Below are 18,026 nucleotides of genomic sequence, written 5' to 3' on the forward strand. Positions count from 1 at the left end.
ACGAAAACAGGGTTCGGGACGCTTACGAGTCGTCTTGTTCTTCTTGGCCGCCGTCAGCGAGTAGCGATGGGTCCTTTTCGGGTGCCTCGGCTTCGAGTTGCTCGTCGAACCACTGGAACTCGCGGTCCAGCATCCCGTCGCTTTCGAGGTCCCACGGGTCGCCGTCCTCGACTTTCGGGCCTTCGAGCCAGGACTGGACAATGTTCCAGACGAAGAACAGCTGACCGATGAACAGGATGAATGCGCCCACCGTCGCCGCCTGATGGAACGTCGACACCTGCGTCAGCGGTGCGATAGCGCCGTCAAACTGGTAGGTGGCGTACCGCCGTGGCATCCCCAGGTAACCCAGTGCGAGCATCGCGAAGAACGTGATGTTGGTCCCGACCATCGAGAACCAGAAGTGGGCCTTCCCGAGGGTGCGCTGGTACATCCGACCGGTGAAGATGGGGAACCAGTAGTAGATGCCCGCGAAGGCCGCGAAGCCGATGGCCCCCATCACGATGTAGTGGAAGTGCCCGACGACGTAGTAGGTGTCGTGCAGGATCAGGTCAACGGGGATGGAGGCGAGGAACACGCCCGTCACGCCGCCGATGATGAAGTTCGAGACGAAGCCGATACAGAACAGCATCGGCGTCGTCAGACGCAGGCGGCCGTTCCACATCGTTGTGATCCAGTTGAACGTCTTGACCGCGCTCGGTATTGCAATAGCCAACGAGACAGCCATGAACGAGGCCCGGAGCCGCGGGTCCATGCCCGTCGAGAACATGTGGTGGGCCCAGACGCCGAAGGACAGTACACCGATGGCGAGCGTCGAGTAGACGACGAACTTAAAGCCGAACAGCTTTCGCCCGGAGAACTTCGGCAGGATGAGGCTAACCAGTCCCATCGGCGGCAGGACGAGGATGTACACTTCAGGGTGGCCGAAGAACCAGAACAGGTGTTGCCACAGCAGCGGGCCACCGCCCTCGACCGCGAAGAACGTCGTTGCAAGGTTCCGGTCCAGCAGCAGCATCACGATGGCGCTCCCCAGTAGCGGGAAGGCGAACAGGATCAGTGCGGACTGGGTGAGGATTGTCCACGAGAAAATATCGAGATTCGCCCAGTTGACCTCCTCATTGCGCTCCGTGAAGATGGTCGCAATGAAGTTGATCGCCCCCATCGTCGCTGCGACGCCCGAAAGGTGCAGCCCCAGCAGCATCAGGTCGACACCGGGGTTCGCCTGCTCGACGGACAGCGGCGTGTACATCGTCCAGGCCGTGCGGGCCGGCTCGATCATGTTGTCGGTCACCGGCGCGAGGAAGAACCCCGCCCAGATCAGCAGTGCTGCTGGTGGGAGCAGCCAGAACGCGATGGCGTTGATACGCGGGAACGCCATGTCGTCAGCCCCGATAAGCAGGGGGATGAAGTAGTTCGCGAACGCCGCGATAATGGGCGTCCCGAACAGGAACAGCATCGTAATGCCGTGACTCGTCAGGATGGAGTTGTAGGCGTTGTTGCCGAGGATGGCCCCTGCGGGCGTGACGAGCTGGATACGAATGAGCATCGCCATGATCCCACCGACAGCCAGGGCGATGACCGCGTACACCCCGTACAACAGACCGATGTCCTTGTGATCGACAGTTGTTAGCCAGCGAATGATACCTGCGGGTTTCTCACGGTTGATGACCGCCGTCTCGTCACCCGTGACGGCCCCGCCACCCGCGAGCGGCGTATACGAACGCCAGTTCTCGACACGGGTGAGAAGCGCGGCGACGCCGACGAGGAGGACGGCCATCAGCCCCGTCAGCACAATATCTCCTGCTACCATAGTCGTCCTTCAGGACTGGGACATTATCAAAGGGTCGATTCCTGCAGCAACGACCATAAAATACGGCTCCCATCCAGCATTACAGCTTCAAAAATAAGGGACCACTCACACTGTCGCCCGGTACCAAGCGCGGGCGTCTTCGAAACGGTCTGTCTGCAACTGGCCGCTCAGCCTTCGTGGCCCAGTTCGTCGTTCTCTTTCTCGGCGTTCTCGACAGCCTTCCCCGCGTAGTACGTCAGGACAGCGAGCAACAGGAACATCGAGATAATCAACGCGAACTGCAGCCCGGAGAAAACGGGGTCCGTTCCGAACGCCGGGAACACGGCAAATGCAACGATGAAGAAGAAGAGGATCCCAAGCGGAATGATGTTCACGGTGAGGTCGAGCAGGGTGTCTTTTTCGAACCCAAACAGTGCCATGTCTGCCCGTTAGCACAGGCCAGTAAATAGATTGTTGGTTTCCGTATCGGGCAGGGACCCGTCTCAGACAGCGGTCTGTTCCATTATCGAGGCAACGCCACCCATTGCGATCATCACTGTGCCCGCCACGGCGACAGCCACCAGCCGAGTGAACAGCGGCCCGGTCCCGACATTCGAGAGCGCGATGTCGGCGACCGGAACCTGCCAGAGCGTAAACGCAGCAGCGAGGACAATGAGAATGACGCCCACACCCAGCATGGTCGGCCACGGCCGCCCCACGTACCCGGACTCCGTGAGGATGCCGGCGATACTACCGCCAAACAGTATCAGCCCGAAGACAGCCACTGGAAAGAGTCCGACGAACACGCCGATCTCTGACAGTGCTAATCCCAGTGCAACGAACAGCGGCCACGGACTCGCAGTCGGATACTGGTCGCTTAGTCCCGGCTCCTCTGCCATACCAACACTTCGGTTCGAATCATCATATGTCCATCGGACCGCGCCCGTGGGCACAAACTATTTGTTCACCATCCGGCTTGGTGGGAGTAATGAGTACACGCACGGTCGAGCGGGTCGACGGGTGGGAGTCGGTTCCGTTCGACGGCGGGTTCGCGGGCCTACAGGACCTCGCCGGGCAGGAGTTCTCCGGCGCGGTCATCACGGGTCCGACGCGCCTGTTCATGTTGAACGGGACCGTCGTCGGCGTCCTCGACGGCACCATCGAGGATTTCGAGGACGCGTCGGGAACAGCTAAGCGGTCACCGCACGAGGCCTTGCCACTGCTTGCAGTGATGCAGGAGCGCGCCGACGAGGTGAAAGCACAGTACTACACTGAAGACACGGCGCTTGCGGAAGTCGACCAGACCCTGTCGAGTGGCAATTTTACCGGCTTTATCGAACTCTCCGAGAATGTCCTCTCGGGCGACTACTACACCGTCTACCACCAGGGCCGCTCGATGAGCGTCGCGTGGGTCGGGAACTCTGACAATCTGCTCACTGACGATGAGGCGTTCGAGACGGCCAACGACGAGGTCGGCATCTACGAGGTTATGCCGGTCGACATCGAGCCGATCGAGATTCTGAAACCGCCGGAAGACGAGACGGACGAGCAGTCAGCGGACCCGGCGGCTGCCGGCGTCGACCCGCTCGACGCTGGTGACGAGACAGCCGCTACCGACGAACCGGCTGATGCTGGTGTGGCGGACGCCGCGGCGACAGGCGAGGAAGAGCCGGACGGGGCACCGCAACGCGACGACGCTCGCAGCGACGAGTCGGTCGAGACGCCACCGGAAGCCACCAGGGACAGCGGAACCGATAGAGCCGACGACGCTGGGCAGACTCGGACCGCAGCAGAGTCGACACCGGACCGCGGCCCTGCAAGCAGCGGCCCGCCGGGGTCGAAAGCTGCCGGTGCGAATCCGGGCCGGTCCCGCCGCAGTTCCGAATCGGACGAGCAACCGAACGTGGACGAAAAGCCGAATGCGGACAGCCGGCCAGACAGCAGGGTGACCGACCGGGCGACGGCAGACACCGACACCGCGACACAGACGGAACCGACTGAACGGGAGACCGGGGTGCGTGAGACTACCGGGGAGACAGAGCCGAAACGCCGGGGGGCCGAGCCGTCACAGACACGGGAAGCCCAGCAAGCCAGTACCCGCAGTTCACCGGCACAGACCGACCAGACGGCTTCGACAGACCGCCACCCTGAACCGACCGACTCGAAACCGAACCAGAGCACCGAGCCACAGCCGTCCAAGGCACAGCCCGGGACTGATTCGCCAACTCCGACACCCGAAGCCGGCTCTGGCGGGGCAAGTACGGACCTGGAGACGCGCTCGGTCCCGTCGCTGGACCCGAACAAGTCCGGCGGTGCGCAGGAAAGCACACCCTCCAGCGTGTCATCCACCCAGACGCCACCAACAGGTGGGCAAGAGGTATCGACGCCACGACGTGACCAGCCAGCCCAAGACGACCCGACATCGTCAACCGAACCCAGTGTGCAGGGACCAGCACCGGCTCAGGAAGGCCGTGGCACACCTACGAAAGAACCACAGCCGGTCGATACGCCGCAGTCCCAGCCGTCGACAGGGGACCAGCGACAGTCGCCTGCCGACGAAGAGCCAACACCGCGCGAGGGGGAGCGCGTCGCAGAACTCGAATCCGAACTCGAACAGCGAGCCGAGACGGTGTCGGAGCTCGAATCCGAACTCACCGATCTGGAGGCAACAAATCAAGAGCTTCGTGACGAACGCGACCGCCTGGAGTCGGAGCTAGCCGACGCGCGGGCCAAGATCGACCAGCTGGAAGAACAACTCGACGAGCAAAACGACGACGCCGCAGGTGGTACCCGGCTCAGCGCCGGCGAGGCGATAAACGGGACGAACCTCTTCGTCAGGTACGACTCGAAGGGCAAGGCGACGCTTGAAGAGGCCAAGGACGGCGAGGCGAGCCGCGAGGAGGTCGAAGCGAACCTCAGGCTGGAGTACCACACGCAGTTCGAGGCCGAGGGCGCTGCGGTCAACGGGACGCCGTTCGAGGAGTTCCTCGAAGACAGCATCCAGTACCGCTTCGTCAACTGGCTCATCCGGAACCTCCTCTACGAGATTCGGGACACCGGACACGCGGGAGCGATGAAGGACCTCTATGAAGGCCTTCCAGCTATCGACCGTGCCGAACTGAACGGCAACGTCACGGTAACCTACACCGAGGATGGACAGGAGAACCGCTCGCAGGAACGGTTCGACGTGGTCGTCCGCGACCGGATGGGGAACCCGCTGGTTGTTGCAAACATCAACAACTCGCGCGAACCGGCCTCCGAGGGCCAGATGTCGGATCTCATCCGGAACGCCGAGCGGGTCGGCAACGCTTCCGGGTCGCTCGCGTCAGCGTTTCTCGTCACGAGTAGTTTCTTCGAGCCGGGCGCACTCGAAACCGCCGAAGAAGCTACCTCTAGCGGGCTGTTCAACCGGGATAAGCGGAAGAGCTTCGTGAACCTCTCGCGCAAAGAGGGCTTTCACCTCTGCCTGTTAGAAGCGAGAAACCAGGAGTTCCACCTGGCGGTCCCGGAACTCTGAGAAAGAAGCTTAGCCTTCGATTTCGGCTGCGTCTTCGATCTTCATACCTTCGAGCTTGTCGATGATTTCGTCGACCTTCTCGTCAAGGTCGTCGACGAACTCACCAGTCTGTTCGGTCGTGATCGCACCCTGGCTGGAGGGCTCGATGAGGTTCTCCTCTTCGAGAACGCGCAGGGAGTACCGCACCTTGTGGTGCGGGTAGCCGGTTTCGTTGGACATCTTCACGATACCGATAGGCTCGTTCTCGATAACCATGCGAAGCACCTGCAAGTGGCGCTCCAGCATGTCAACTTCCTTTTCAAGCCTGTCTATCATGGCAATTGTTAACTTGTGTTTGCGGTATTTAAAGGTTCTCCCTCGGATAATCGCTACAACGTTGATACGTTTGAACAGGGGTGTCTTAAAACCGTCGTAACGATTCACATGGGTACTGCTCACGAGCGTGAGTTCCGGACCGTAATCTGTTTATCACGGTGGCTGGAAGGTGCGTGCGATGACCGTAACCATCGTCGGCTCACAGCTCGGCGACGAAGGGAAGGGCGGCATCGTCGACCTGTACGGCGACGACGTAGACGTCGTCGCGCGCTATCAGGGCGGCGACAACGCCGGCCACACCGTCGTCCACGAGGGCGAGGAGTACAAGCTCTCGCTGGTTCCGAGCGGAGCCATCCGCGGCAAGGTCGGCGTACTCGGCAACGGGTGCGTCGTCAATCCGCGAACGCTGTTCGACGAGATAGACACGCTCCAGGAACGGGGCCTCGACCCGGACGTTCGCATCGCCGAACGAGCACACGTCATTCTTCCGTTCCACCGCGTGCTCGACGGTATCGAGGAGGAACTAAAAAGCGAAACGGATGACGAAGTCGGGACGACGGGCCGGGGTATCGGCCCGACCTACGAGGACAAGGCCGGTCGCCGCGGCGTCCGCGTCGGCGACCTGCTCGACCCGGACGTGCTCCGGGAGCGCCTCGAATACGTCGTTCCGCAGAAGCGGGCCGTCGTCGAGGACGTGTACGACCTCGATGTCGACGAGCTTGACGATCCGGACGCCTTCGACGTGGACGCCATCTTCGAGGAGTTCCGCGAGTTCGGCCGCCGCTTCGAGGCCGAAGACATGACCGTCAACGCTGGGGCCTTCCTCAGCGCGACCATCGACGAGGGCCAGAACGTCATGCTGGAGGGCGCACAGGGGACAATCATCGACATCGACCACGGGAACTACCCCTACGTCACGTCATCGAACCCGACGGCCGGCGGCGCGGCGACCGGGACCGGACTCAGTCCCGGTGTCGTCGGCGACGGCGAAGTCATCGGGATTGTGAAGGCGTACCTCACCCGCGTCGGCAGTGGCCCGCTGCCGACCGAACTCGGCGGTGTCGTCGGCGATACGCCCGGCTACGACGAGCAGGGCGAGGGCGAAAACGAGGAGCTGGCGAACTACATCCGCGAGGAAGGCGGCGAGTACGGCACTGTTACCGGCCGTCCGCGGCGCGTCGGCTGGCTCGACCTGCCAATGTTGCGCCACTCCACGCGCGTGTCCGGCTTTACCGGCATCGCCATCAACCACCTCGACGTGCTCGCCGGCCTCGACGAAGTGAAGGTCGGCCACACCTACACGCTCGACGGCGAGGAGCTGGCATCGATGCCTGCGACCACCGAACAGTGGGCCAAGTGCGAGGCGAACTTCCGGTCGTTCGACGGCTGGCCCGAGGTCGACTGGGCGGACGCCGCCGAAGAGGGGTACGACGCACTCCCCGAGAACGCGAAAGCCTACGTCGAATACATCGAATCAGAACTCGACACACCGGCCTACGCCATCGGCGTTGGTCCCGGCCGCGGCGAAACTATCGTCCGCGAACAGCCGTTCTGAGCGCCCTTCCTCTCGGGTTCGGCGTTTGAGTGCCCACTTACCTTCGCCCAGCGGTGGGGCGGTATCACTGAGAGAGCGGCAGACTTTTGCGACCGCCGGTCTTGGTCGAATGTATGAAAGAGGACCTGATGGAAATTATTTGCTGCCCTCTGGACAAGCACGACCTTGACCTCGAAGTGACGGAGCGCGACGATGGCGAGATTCTGTCGGGCGAACTCACCTGTACCGAGTGTAGCGAGACGTTCCCCATCGAGGACGGCATTCCGAACCTGCTCCCGCCGGACATGCGCGACGAGGCACCGGCCTGAACCTTTTTTTCCTCGCCACGCGGAGTCACATCCGTGCCTGACTCCCTGCCCGTGCACCTCAACCGGACGGACATCCACAGCCTGGACGTTCCAAAGGAGTTCGACGCGACAGGGAGCTTCGATGTACAGCTAGTCAATCACGGCGAGGCGCTGCACGTCCATCTCCACCTCAGCGATTCGCTCTCTTCTGTCGCCTCGCTTAACGCCACAAATCACCACGTGCGGGCCGAAACCGACCGATTGGCCAGAGTGACCGTCGACGGTGACGGACCAGTCCGTGGCAAGCTAAAGGTCGTGACTGGATACGGCGCTGAGACTCGATACATCGACATTTACATCCCGGAAGGCGGGACGGAGAACGAACCGGTCATCGTCGACGAGGAACTGTCAAAGCCACAGCCGAAACCGGCGACGGACTCAGAACCCAGCCTCGAAGACCTGTCGGCTGGACCGATACTGGCGGCTGGCGGTTTCACAGCCCTGATTGCGGGGCTCATCACGCTGGTACTCACCGAAAGCGTGCTGTTGACCGTTGCCGCCGTATTTGCGGTCGCAATCGTGTTGGGACTCCTGTCCGTGACTCTTCGCTCGTCCTGAAACCCGGTTACTGCTCCGTCTCGACGCCGCCGAGGTTCTCCTCGTCGTCGAACAGCTTCGCCCGCAGGAACCGTGCGCGGTACCGGTTGGCTCCCTCGTAGATGTCCGCCTCGCGGATGTCGTCTGCCTCGCCGTCGGCGACAGCATCAATGATGGCTTCCAACTGTTCTTTCTCGCTTGGCGTGAGTTCGAACTCGTAGGTCTGGGACTGCTCGCCTTCGAGTTTCGTCCACTTGCGTGCGCCAGCGATGACGAGGGAACAGGGTTCACGGCAGGGGAATTTCCCCGACCCACCGTCGACGTCAAGTTCCGTTTCGTCGTCGTACTGCCACTCCCGGCGCTTGAGACACTGGGAATCGTCACAGCAAGCCTCGGCGACCCAGTTGACGTGTTCGTAGCCGTCGCCGCGGTCCCAGGTCTTGACGACGCCGTAAATCCCGGTCTGGCGGTCGACGGTGTCGCGCCAGTGGCTCACGTCCAACTCGCCCTCGCGCTCACGGTGCCAGTTCGAAATCGTGGCCGGATAGAAGAAGTCCACCGCCTGGACTAGCTCCGTCGGTCCGAGTTCGGGAAACACCCAGCCTGACTGGAGAGTGGGGGCTGTTTTCAGCGGGCGGTAGCGGTCACGGTCGTCGTGTTTGGCGAGGGTACGGGCGTCCAGTGGGTCGTCGTACGCGTCCAGCGAATCGGCGTCTGTCCCCGTGTCGTCGACGTGGCGGAGGTCGTACACCCGCTCGTCGTCCTCGTCCAGTGTCACGGTAATCGAGAGCTCACCCCACGTCGTCGTCAGCCCCTCTCGTAACTGGTCGTATCGGTCCGGAATCGGCGTCGACTCAGCGTTTTCGAGCCACCGGAGATACGCCCAGCGAGGCTCCGCCTGAGGCGCTTTTGCGTGCCAGAAGTACCAGTTCGAGATGTACTCGGGGTACGACGCGGCCAGGCCATCGAGGTCCGCGATACTCGTACTCTCTGCTTCCGCTGTCGTCTCGACGGCGTAGCGTCCACCCTCGACCGCTGCCTCGATACCGTCGAACGCGATACCGTCCGACGCTGCCTCGGCGAACGCCTCGACATGGGTGTCGTCCATACCGCCGCCGTAGGTGTCGCACCGGGAAAAGTCGCCTGTTCTGGCAATCGGAGTGGAGATAGTTCCAAATTCGATAAAATTATATTTTACAAGAATCGTAGATGATTTATGACATCTTGGTGGGGGCGGTCCGTGTCCGGAGGTGGACGCTGTGGACTGGCCGACTGACCGGGGGTTACAGGTCCGAATGGCGACTGCTGTCGTCCTTGTGGGACTCCTCCCGGTGGGGTTCGTCTACGCGGGCCTTGCACTCGTGAACACGGCCGGAATATGGCTGGCGAAGCTAGCCACCGACTGGGTGCTGGCCGGCGAGTTCTACATCGAGCCGTGGCTGGTCGCTGGCGGCGTCGTGCTCGGGTTCGCCGCCCAGTTGGCCGTTGGTGACACCATCGCCCTGCGGGCGCTGGACGCTCGCCCCGTGGGCCCCGACGACGAACCCGGTCTGGTTGAAAACGTGACACGGCTAGCGCAATCAGTGAACCTTCCGGCACCGGCAGTCGCCATTGCAGACAGCGACGCGCCGAACGCATTCACTGTTGGCCGGAGTCCCCGACAGCGCCACGCTGGTGCTCACGACCGGACTGCTCGACGCACTCGACGACGACGAGCGCGACGCCGTCATCGCCCACGAACTCGCTCACATCAAGAACCGCGACGCCACCGTGATGTCGCTTTCCTACGTGCTCCCGACGCTAACCTACAGCCTCGCAGCCAGCACCCTCGGGCTTCTTCAGGCCATCCCCGGTGCTTTCACCGGCTTCCGACACACCGATAGCGACAGCGCCCGGGGCCTCCTACTCGGCATCTTTATTTTGACAGTCAGTGCCTTACTGACGCTCGCTGTCTCAGCCGTGTTCTGGCTCGCCAGTTTCACGCTGTTTCGCGTGCTCTCGCGGTACCGCGAGTACGCCGCAGACCGCGGGGCCGTCGCTATCACCGGCGACCCTGCGGCGCTCGCCAGCGCGCTGGCGACCATCGATGACGAGATGGCGGCGGCCCCGGACCACGACCTCCGGGCGCAAGACGGTGGTCTCGACGCGCTCTATATCGCACCCATCGACGAGACACAGTTCAAAGACGCGCCTGATTTCGTTGCCAACGACGTGTTCCCCCAGACCCATCCCCCAACCGAGGCCCGCATCGAACGACTGGAGGCGATGGCCACGGAGGGACCGACGTGACGGAGTACAGCCGCCGAACGGTTCTTACGGGCCTGACCGGCGTTGTCGGGTCGCTCGCCGGGTGTGGCTATCGCCCCGGCCCGGGCGATAAGAAGTGGGAAACCGCCGACGACGGCGGCCGGCTGGTCACGTTGGTTGACGGGACGCTGTTCGAAGTGACGTTCGATGCGACGCGCTTCGTTGACGACTACCCGGTAGGCGCTGTTGCTCGATACACACTCGCTGATGGGACCAGATTGGGTCGCTTCGAGTTCAAGGGCGTAGCTACGGACTGGGCCAGCGACGGAGCCCACCTATACGTGGGAACGGAAGCCAGCCACGTCGTCGCGGTGGCCGGCGACGGACGAGCCTGGACGGAAACCGTCGACCACCCAGTAGCCAGTGTCGCCGCCGCTGACGGCCGTGTGTACGTCGGGACCGACGGCGGACGCATCGTTGCCTTCGACGGCGAGAGCGGCGCAGAGCGGTGGTCGAAGTCGCTTCCGGTCCCCACTGACCCATCCAAGAGCGACCTGCCGACAGTCGGTGCGGGACACGGCAGCCTCGCTGTCGACTGGGGGACCAGCGAGGAGTCCCAACTCGACGTGTACGCCCCGGATGGTTCGGTTCTGTGGGACCAGCCCCTACAGCGGAGCCTCAACGGCCGGCCGCACGTGCGCGGTGACACGGTTTACGCCCGCTCGGAATTCCTCCGGGCGTTCAACCGCGACTCGGGGGCACCCCGCTGGGTGAACAGGGGCACCACTATTCCGGATGGACCGTTGCGGTTCAGCCGTGACGGCGAAATCGTCTATATTCCGGAGCGTCACGCCCTGATAGCGATTGCCACCGCCGATGGCGAAGAACTGTGGCGGTTCAATGATGAGCGGTTGGCGGCCATGGAACGAGGGCGAAGCGAATTCGAGATAGATCTCGGGGCAACGGGCGCGGTCCCGGCCCCAGACGGCGCGTCAGTGTTTCTCAACACGAAGCACCACGGGCTGTTTCAGTTTGGGACCGACGGCACTCTCCGCTGGCACGAGCCTCGTCTCGACTTCAGTTTTCTCTACGCAGTTACCGAGGACATCATAGTCCACTCGGGGACCGAAGCAATCGTCGCTCGCTACCGCTAGTCCCCAGCGGCCGTGGTGCCCCCGCCAGTCTCCTCACGCACCTGCTCGATGGCGCTGCTCACATCGGCCCCCGCGTCGGCGGCCCGTTCGAGCACCACGTCAGCCATTAGCGGCTCCGTCCCGACCGCGCCGGCGTACCAGATGTCGTGGCCCTCGACGGTGGTCGGCACGTCGTAGCCCGTCCGGTAGTCGTCGGTCAGGCCCATGTCTTCGGGAATATCCTCCTGCGTGTGGAAGCCGTCGGCGATGAACAGCGGCACGACGACAATGTCGTCGCTCTCGAAGTAATCCGCGACATCATCGACCTCGGGGTCCTCGTCCATGAACAGCGACTGCACCTCATCAAAGCGGTCCCGCTCGCGGATGCGGTCAGCGTGGTACTGGATGGCCTTCGCGGAGTTCTCGTTGCGCTCCGTACCGTGACCGACGACTGCGAGGCCGAACCCGTCGCCGACATCGGGGTCACCGGTGACGGACTCGGCCCGCTGGACGATGACATCGCTCATCGAATCGTGCGTTCCGACCGGGCCGCAGTAGTGGACCGTCTGGTCCGTGTCCTCGGCGGCTAGCGTCGCGTTGGTCGCGCTCGTCCCGTCGGAGTCCCACAGCTCAGGGTCCCAGTCCTCCAGCCGGAACTCCCGTGGAATGACCTGCTCGGTGAAGTAGCCCTCAGAGATGAACAACGGAACCAGATACACCTCGTCGGCGTCGACGGTCCGCAGTGCCTCCCGGAACGACGGCTCCTCCTTCCAGAAGGATTCACGGACCTCGGCGAACGCGCCGGTCGCTCGAATCGTGTCCGCGTGGTCGTAGGTGGGCGTACTCGACTCGGCGTTCAGGTGGGAGCCGTGGGCCGCGATAACGAGTGCTTCGTCCATATCCACTGGTTGGTGCGAGCCGTCCTTAGGGCCTTCGTTGACCTGCTCGGGTAGCCGGCGAGCTGTGTAGTGTTGCGTGCCGAAAGTGTGTCGTTGCCGACTGATTCTACTTAGTCACAGCCCGAACAGGAGGACGTAGAACAACAGTCCGGCGGCTGCCAGCAGTGCGGCGTGTCCCAGCGCGCCGGCGACCACGACGAGGCCACCAATGACTCGTTCCGCCGTTTTCAGGGGCTGTCCGAACACTTGCCGTTCACGTTGTGCAATAGCCATTGTCCTTCCCTCATGTAGAGAGTGAGCGTCCAGAGGGACAATCCCCCCTGACTGTTCTCACTTGCTGGGAGCAGTCCACAATTCTGCGGGTTCAACACGTCCGTAGAGTGGGTATCACGGGGTGATGTGAGGCTTGCAGCTAACTGTCCAGTCGCACCGCGTTCCCTCGCGCCTGATAGAACCGCTTTTGCCCGCGCCGTTCGTGCCTGCCGCCAATGTCACTCGCAGCCGCGACCAGAGACGCCGTCCGCGAGCGCCCGTTCCTCTATGATGCACTTCGGGCCGGCGTCGTCAACTACACGGCCGCCGCACGCACGCTCGACATCGAGGGTGAGGAAGAAGCGATCGCGACTGCGCTCCGTCGGTTCGCCGAGGAATTGCCTGCCGACTCGCCACACGACAGCGACGCCAGAGTCTCGATGCAGAGCGGGCTTGGGCGGGTCGAATCATCCGACGCGGAGTCAGCTATTGTCCTCGAAGTCGCGGACACCGCCTTCGCCGAGGACGCTGGCTCGCTGACAGGCATCATCGCCAGCGGTGCTCTTGCTCCGGAAGCCCTCGGCGAGGTGCTAGGACGCCTGCGAGCGGCGGACGTCTCCGTCGACGCTGCCGGTGTCACCGACGCCGCGCTCGTCGTGGTAGTGAGCCGCCGCGCGGGGCCTGACGTACTCCGAACAGTTGAAGCTGCAGTTCAAAAGTGAGCCGCCTTCCGACGGCTTAAAGCGGGCGGACACAGTTCTCCCGGGTAATGACGCTTCGCGTGACGAACACGTTGACCGGTGAGAAAGAGCCCTTCGAGCCGCGCGACCCCGACTCCGTGTTGCTGTACTACTGTGGGCTGACGACCTCCGACCCGCCCCATCTCGGCCACGCGCGCGGCTGGGTCCACGTTGACGTGATGGCCCGCTGGCTCGACTATCTGGGCTATGACGTCCACCACGTCGAGAACCTCACCGACGTCAACGAGAAGATCGTCGCTCGCGTCGGCGAGGACGGCGACAGCGAGGCCGACGTGGCCCGCCACTACGTCCAGCAGGCCATCGACGATATGCGCTCGCTCAACCTCGGCCGCGCGGAGGTGTACCCCCGCGTCTCAGAGCACGTCCCGGAAATCATCGACCTCGTTGAGCGACTCATCGAGCAGGGCCACGCCTACGAGCAGAACGGCTCCGTCTACTTCGATGTGACGAGCTTCGAGGACTACGGGAAACTCTCGAACCAGTCCGTCGACGACATCGAATCACAGGGCGCGGACACCGAAGGGGAGAAGCGGCACCCCGCAGACTTCGCGCTCTGGAAGGCTGGCGGCGTCGATCCGGCAGACATCGCCGAACATCAACATCCCGAGGCCGCACCCGCCGAGGAAGCCTGCCAGACCGCTCAGATATGGGACTCGCCGTGGGGCGAGGGGCGACCCGGCTGGCACATCGAGTGCTCGGCGATGTCGATGACCCACCTCGACGAGTCCATCGACATCCACGTCGGTGGGCAGGACCTTGTCTTTCCCCACCACGAGAACGAGGTAGCCCAGAGCGAGGCCGCGACCGGAAAGCAGTTCGCGAACTACTGGCTCCACGTCCGCCTGCTGGAAACCGAGGAGGAGAAGATGTCATCCTCACTTGGCAACTACTTCACCGTCGCCGACGCTGTAGAGGAATTCGGCCCCGACGTACTCCGAACCTTCCTGCTGTCGACGGCCTACACTTCGCGGGCAACATACAGCGATGAGACCATTGCGGAGGCCAAAGAACGCTGGGACCGCCTCTCCCGTGGCTACGAGCGGGCGGTCGAAGCCTGCGACGACGTGGACGCCCACACGAAGGTGACCGACGAGACGCTTCGCGACGCTGTTGAGGATGCTCGCTCGGCGTTCGAGGCGGCACTGAACGACGATTTCAACACGCGGGAAGCGATGACCGCGCTGCTTGACCTGACGGCCGCGGTCAATACGCACGTTGACGGCCACGACGAGTACGACTACCAGGGGCTCCGCCGCGCCGTCGAGACGTTCGAGGAATTCGGCGGCGGCATCCTCGGACTGGCCTTCGGCGACGACGACAGCGGCGACGTGTCGCTGGCCGGTGACGTCGTCGACCTCGTTCTGACCGTCCGTCAACAGGAACGGGAGGCCGGTAACTACGAGCGCGCCGACGAACTCCGAGACGAACTCGAAGCGCTCGGTGTTGAGGTGCAGGACACCGACGACGGGCCGACCTATCGCCTCTGAAGGGACGATATACCGGCTCTAAACGCGTATCGGTGAATTCTGTAGTCCGGCAGATACCTTGAACGGCCATGTACTTTATATACTGGACACAGTGTAAGGACAACAATGCGAAAGGGGATACTCACGCTTCTTGTCGGGGTACTCGTCGTCTCATCGGGCTGTACCGGCCTGATAACCGGGGAGACGGTAGCGTTCGACTCCGCACCGGCGACAGTCAGCGACAGTGCGCTCGATGAAACCGGCTACGAGCAGTCGATGGCGGACGAACAAACAATCGAGCGGACGGTCACCGTCGCCGGCCAAGAGCGAACCATCCGTGTCACGAACCACGTCCGACAGTACCAGCGTGGCATCGATCTCGGACCAGTCGGTGAGGTCAACGCCGGTCGATTCATCGTCTTCTCGACGCCCAGCGCCAGTGTGGCGGGACAGACGCTGAACCCCGCCGCGAGCTGGTCCAATGAACGCCTCGTCGAGGAAGTCGCCAGTCGAAACGACCAGATCAACGACGTCCAGTTCGAGCGTAACCGCACAGTGGAAGCGCTGGGTGAGTCCCGTGAGGTGGCTGTGTTCTCCGGGACGACGACCATTGAGGGTCAGAGTGTCGATGTCCTGATCCACCTCACGAGCTTCGAACACGAGGGCGACGTGGTCGTCGCCGTCGCCGTCTACCCTGAGCGGCTTGACGACAGCGAAGGGCCGCGCGTCGATACGCTGCTTGGCGGCCTCTCGCACTCGGGCAACTGATTGCGGGGACACTGTTTTCTTTCGGGCCAGTGATAACGGAGGCATGAATCGGCTGTCTGTCGCCGGTGTGGTGCTCACGCTTGTCGGTATCGCCGGCTACGCCGTCGGGACGAGCGTCGCCTATCCCGGCCGGTCTGTGTCAGTAACGGCGGTGATGGTCGGGCTGACTGTGGCGGCCGTCGGCCACGCCACGCCGACGGAGGACACGCCGTGATTTCCGCAGTGGTGTACGCTGACGGGCAGGCGATAGAGTACGAGGATCTGACGACCGCCCGAACGGCTGCCGGAACGACGTGGGTTCACGTCACCGACGTGACAGCCGATGAGGTCGACGCCGTCAGTTCCGCCTTCGACCTTCATTCGCTGGCTATCGATGACATCAAGAACGACGTCCGGGCGAACGTTCAGGAGTTCAACGCCTACACGTTCGTGCTCGTCAAATCTGCGTCGCTTACGCCCGGCGATACGACCTTCGACAAGGAGGTGAAAACGACGCCGCTCGGCCTGTTTGTCGGCTCCGACTGGGTTGTCACGCTGTCGACGGGCGCCGTCCCATCCATCCAGCGCGTGATGGACGCTGTCGGCCGTGGGGACGAGCGACTCCTTCACCGCGGCCCGGATTTTACTGCCTACCGGGTCATCGACGTCATCGTCGACGCGTACTTCGACTTGCTGGACGAGATCGAGACCGATATCGAACAGATCGAAGAGGAGGTGACTACCTCCACCGATATCGAGACGCTCGAACGGATAAACGACGTTCGGCGTGACCTGTTGTCTTTCCGCAAACAGGTCTGGCCGGCACGGGAGGCAATTGGCGTGCTCGCCCGTGGCGACCCCAAACAGATCCAGCCACAGACGGAGAAATACTTCCGGGACGTGTACGACCATCTGGTCCAGATTGTCGACCTGACTGAGACTTACCGCGACCTCGTCTCGGGGGCGCGGGATATCTACCTGAATACGGTGTCCCAGTCGACAAACGAGGTGATGAAGATGCTGACCGTCGTTGCGACGATCTTCATCCCACTGACATTCGTGGTCGGCGTCTACGGGATGAATTTCACCGACAGCCCGTACAATATGCCGGAACTGGGCTGGGCGTTCGGGTATCCCGCGGTGATGATTGGGATGGTGATCGTCGTCGGAGTCTTGCTCGCTCATTTCCGCCAGCGGGGCTACCTATAACGCCAGCGGGACGAGTAAGACCCCCATCAGGGTTGCTCGCCGGGCTCCGAACTTCGGGGGCAGGTGGCCCACTGCAGTCGCGGCCCCGAACGCGCCCACGCCGACGAGGCCGGCGAAGAGCGCGGAGAGACAGACGAGTACTGCAATCACCGACAGCGAGAGGTATGTCGGGTCCAGTCGGCCGACAATTCGGAGGTACCGGTCGCCCAGCGTCGGGACGAGTATCGCGCCGGCGACGGCAGCGATAGCGACTGCCGCAAGCAGCGCTGGAAGCACCAGCGGGACTTCCGCCCGGTCCAGCGCGACGAGGACCCCGGTCCGGGGCGTCCCGAGCGAGATGAGCGCGAACAGGGCAAACACCGCTGTCGCCGTGTTGACCCCACTCGTCGTGACGATGAACGCCCGAGGTCCCTGGTCGGAGACCAGACCCAACGCTAGCGTCGCCGCGATAGCACTCGAGATTCCCGGGATGTAGCCGACTGCACCCCCACAGAGCGTGCCGATGCCTGCTAAGACGCCGACTGTTCGCCGCGGCGTCGTCACCGCCGCGTCGGACTGTGGCGGGACGCCATCCCCCTCGATAGCGGCCAAGAGCACCGGCGCGCCGAACAGCCCCGAAAACAGCGGGACCAGCACGTCCGACACAGGCAACGCGCCGGTCACTGGCGCATCGAGCAGACTGACTCCGAGCAGCCCGCTCGCGGCGAGCGAACACGCAGCGCCGACCTGCTGGCGGCGGCCGTGCTCCGTGACCACGAGCAGGACGGCGACCCCGACGAGTAGCACCGACAGCCACGGCCGGAGGAGCGGGTACACACGCTTCATTACCAGAGTGAGCGGAACCGCGAGCGGGACGGCAAACACCACGGCGAGTCCGCTCCCCAGCGCAGACAGGCGAAGCGCCTCCCGACCGCGGCCCTCTATCACCAGCTGGTGGCTCGGCAGCGCGCTGGCCGCCATCGCCGGGTCCGGCACGCCCAGTGCCAGCGCCGGAATCACATCGAGAAAGGTGTGTGTCACCCCGGCCGAAAGCATCGCGACGCCGACGTAGAGCCGCGGCCCGGGCAAACTGCTCGCCGCAGCAGCGAGCAAGAGCGCGAACGTGTTGGCGTGTAGCCCCGGAACGAGTCCGCTGAGCGTTCCCAGTCCGACCCCTGCCCCGATCGCTGTGAGGAGCGCGAGCGTCGCTGTCGGGTCGGCGGCAGGAAGCCCCGGAAGCACACTGAGGCGTGGCCCCGTTCCCGTACTTGAACCT

At 63.3% G+C, this 18,026-nt stretch carries 18 protein-coding genes and 1 pseudogene; 11 read left to right on the plus strand and 8 right to left on the minus strand.

Annotated elements, in window-relative coordinates; genetic code table 11:
* Positions 1-22 precede the first annotated feature (22 nt).
* The 3 genes from RR_RS09665 to RR_RS09675 form a co-directional block, all read right to left on the minus strand.
* Positions 23-1,807: a cytochrome c oxidase subunit I gene (locus tag RR_RS09665; protein ID WP_004956695.1), complete on the minus strand. Its 1,785-nt coding sequence runs from the start codon at positions 1,805-1,807 to the stop codon at positions 23-25.
* 167 nt (positions 1,808-1,974) lie between these two features.
* A complete protein-coding gene (locus tag RR_RS09670) occupies positions 1,975-2,226 on the minus strand; it encodes a DUF6684 family protein (protein ID WP_004956700.1) in 252 nt (83 codons plus the stop codon).
* A 63-nt stretch (positions 2,227-2,289) separates the two neighbouring features.
* Positions 2,290-2,685, minus strand: a complete 396-nt coding sequence (locus RR_RS09675; RefSeq protein WP_007188907.1) for a DUF7541 family protein — start codon at positions 2,683-2,685, stop codon at positions 2,290-2,292.
* A gap of 89 nt (positions 2,686-2,774) precedes the next feature.
* Between RR_RS09675 and RR_RS09680 the strand changes: the two genes are divergently transcribed.
* Positions 2,775-5,303, plus strand: a complete 2,529-nt coding sequence (locus RR_RS09680; protein WP_049938869.1) for a DUF7527 domain-containing protein — start codon at positions 2,775-2,777, stop codon at positions 5,301-5,303.
* Positions 5,304-5,312: 9 nt separating this feature from the next.
* On the opposite strand, the gene RR_RS09685 is transcribed toward RR_RS09680, so the two are convergent.
* The gene (locus RR_RS09685) at positions 5,313-5,618 is read right to left on the minus strand and encodes a hypothetical protein (protein ID WP_004516266.1); all 306 of its coding nucleotides are present in this window, start codon (positions 5,616-5,618) and stop codon (positions 5,313-5,315) included.
* 178 nt (positions 5,619-5,796) lie between these two features.
* Between RR_RS09685 and RR_RS09690 the strand changes: the two genes are divergently transcribed.
* The 3 genes from RR_RS09690 to RR_RS09700 all read left to right on the plus strand — a co-directional run bounded on the left by RR_RS09690 (position 5,797) and on the right by RR_RS09700 (position 8,078).
* On the plus strand, positions 5,797-7,173 hold the full coding sequence (locus tag RR_RS09690) for an adenylosuccinate synthase (RefSeq protein WP_004956714.1): 1,377 nt from the start codon (positions 5,797-5,799) through the stop codon (positions 7,171-7,173).
* 113 nt (positions 7,174-7,286) lie between these two features.
* Entirely contained in the window at positions 7,287-7,481 is a 195-nt protein-coding gene (locus RR_RS09695) for a methytransferase partner Trm112 (RefSeq protein WP_004956717.1), read from the plus strand.
* 33 nt (positions 7,482-7,514) lie between these two features.
* Complete coding sequence (locus tag RR_RS09700) at positions 7,515-8,078, plus strand: DUF7524 family protein (RefSeq protein WP_232508560.1); 564 nt, start codon at positions 7,515-7,517, stop codon at positions 8,076-8,078.
* Positions 8,079-8,085: 7 nt separating this feature from the next.
* Here RR_RS09700 and RR_RS09705 read toward each other — a convergent pair whose 3' ends face one another.
* Positions 8,086-9,165, minus strand: coding sequence for a DR2241 family protein (locus tag RR_RS09705; protein ID WP_004956723.1), 1,080 nt, complete (start codon positions 9,163-9,165; stop codon positions 8,086-8,088).
* 187 nt (positions 9,166-9,352) lie between these two features.
* On the opposite strand from RR_RS09705, the pseudogene RR_RS23115 reads away from it, so the two are divergent.
* Together RR_RS23115 and RR_RS09715 are read left to right on the plus strand one after the other, a co-directional pair.
* Positions 9,353-10,346: pseudogene (locus RR_RS23115) on the plus strand (M48 family metalloprotease).
* On the plus strand, positions 10,343-11,458 hold the full coding sequence (locus RR_RS09715) for a PQQ-binding-like beta-propeller repeat protein (protein ID WP_049938870.1): 1,116 nt from the start codon (positions 10,343-10,345) through the stop codon (positions 11,456-11,458). Before RR_RS23115 ends, RR_RS09715 begins: the two are co-directional and overlap by 4 nt.
* Here RR_RS09715 and RR_RS09720 read toward each other — a convergent pair.
* Together RR_RS09720 and RR_RS22390 are read right to left on the minus strand one after the other, a co-directional pair.
* Entirely contained in the window at positions 11,455-12,336 is an 882-nt protein-coding gene (locus RR_RS09720) for a CbiX/SirB N-terminal domain-containing protein (protein WP_011223534.1), read from the minus strand. The two genes, RR_RS09715 and RR_RS09720, sit on opposite strands and share 4 nt — an antisense overlap.
* A 114-nt stretch (positions 12,337-12,450) precedes the next feature.
* Positions 12,451-12,609 carry a hypothetical protein gene (locus tag RR_RS22390; RefSeq protein ID WP_011223535.1) on the minus strand — a complete coding sequence of 53 codons (159 nt, stop codon included), beginning with the start codon at positions 12,607-12,609 and terminating at the stop codon, positions 12,451-12,453.
* A 215-nt stretch (positions 12,610-12,824) separates the two neighbouring features.
* On the opposite strand from RR_RS22390, the gene RR_RS09725 reads away from it, so the two are divergent.
* The 5 genes from RR_RS09725 to corA all read left to right on the plus strand — a co-directional run bounded on the left by RR_RS09725 (position 12,825) and on the right by corA (position 16,771).
* Complete coding sequence (locus tag RR_RS09725; RefSeq protein ID WP_011223536.1) at positions 12,825-13,310, plus strand: DUF7523 family protein; 486 nt, start codon at positions 12,825-12,827, stop codon at positions 13,308-13,310.
* 47 nt (positions 13,311-13,357) lie between these two features.
* Complete coding sequence (gene cysS, locus RR_RS09730) at positions 13,358-14,836, plus strand: cysteine--tRNA ligase (protein WP_011223537.1); 1,479 nt, start codon at positions 13,358-13,360, stop codon at positions 14,834-14,836.
* Positions 14,837-14,941: 105 nt separating this feature from the next.
* Positions 14,942-15,583: a DUF6517 family protein gene (locus tag RR_RS09735; RefSeq protein ID WP_004956742.1), complete on the plus strand. Its 642-nt coding sequence runs from the start codon at positions 14,942-14,944 to the stop codon at positions 15,581-15,583.
* Positions 15,584-15,626: 43 nt separating this feature from the next.
* A complete protein-coding gene (locus RR_RS22395) occupies positions 15,627-15,797 on the plus strand; it encodes a hypothetical protein (protein WP_011223538.1) in 171 nt (56 codons plus the stop codon).
* A complete protein-coding gene (corA, locus tag RR_RS09740) occupies positions 15,794-16,771 on the plus strand; it encodes a magnesium/cobalt transporter CorA (protein ID WP_004956748.1) in 978 nt (325 codons plus the stop codon). The genes RR_RS22395 and corA overlap by 4 nt, the downstream gene beginning before the upstream one ends.
* Here the strand turns inward: corA and RR_RS09745 are convergent.
* Positions 16,766-17,992: a tripartite tricarboxylate transporter permease gene (locus RR_RS09745; protein WP_049938871.1), complete on the minus strand. Its 1,227-nt coding sequence runs from the start codon at positions 17,990-17,992 to the stop codon at positions 16,766-16,768. The genes corA and RR_RS09745 overlap by 6 nt on opposite strands.
* Positions 17,993-18,026 lie beyond the last annotated feature (34 nt).

The organism is Haloarcula marismortui ATCC 43049 (assembly GCF_000011085.1).
Taxonomy (GTDB): Archaea; Halobacteriota; Halobacteria; order Halobacteriales; family Haloarculaceae; genus Haloarcula; species Haloarcula marismortui.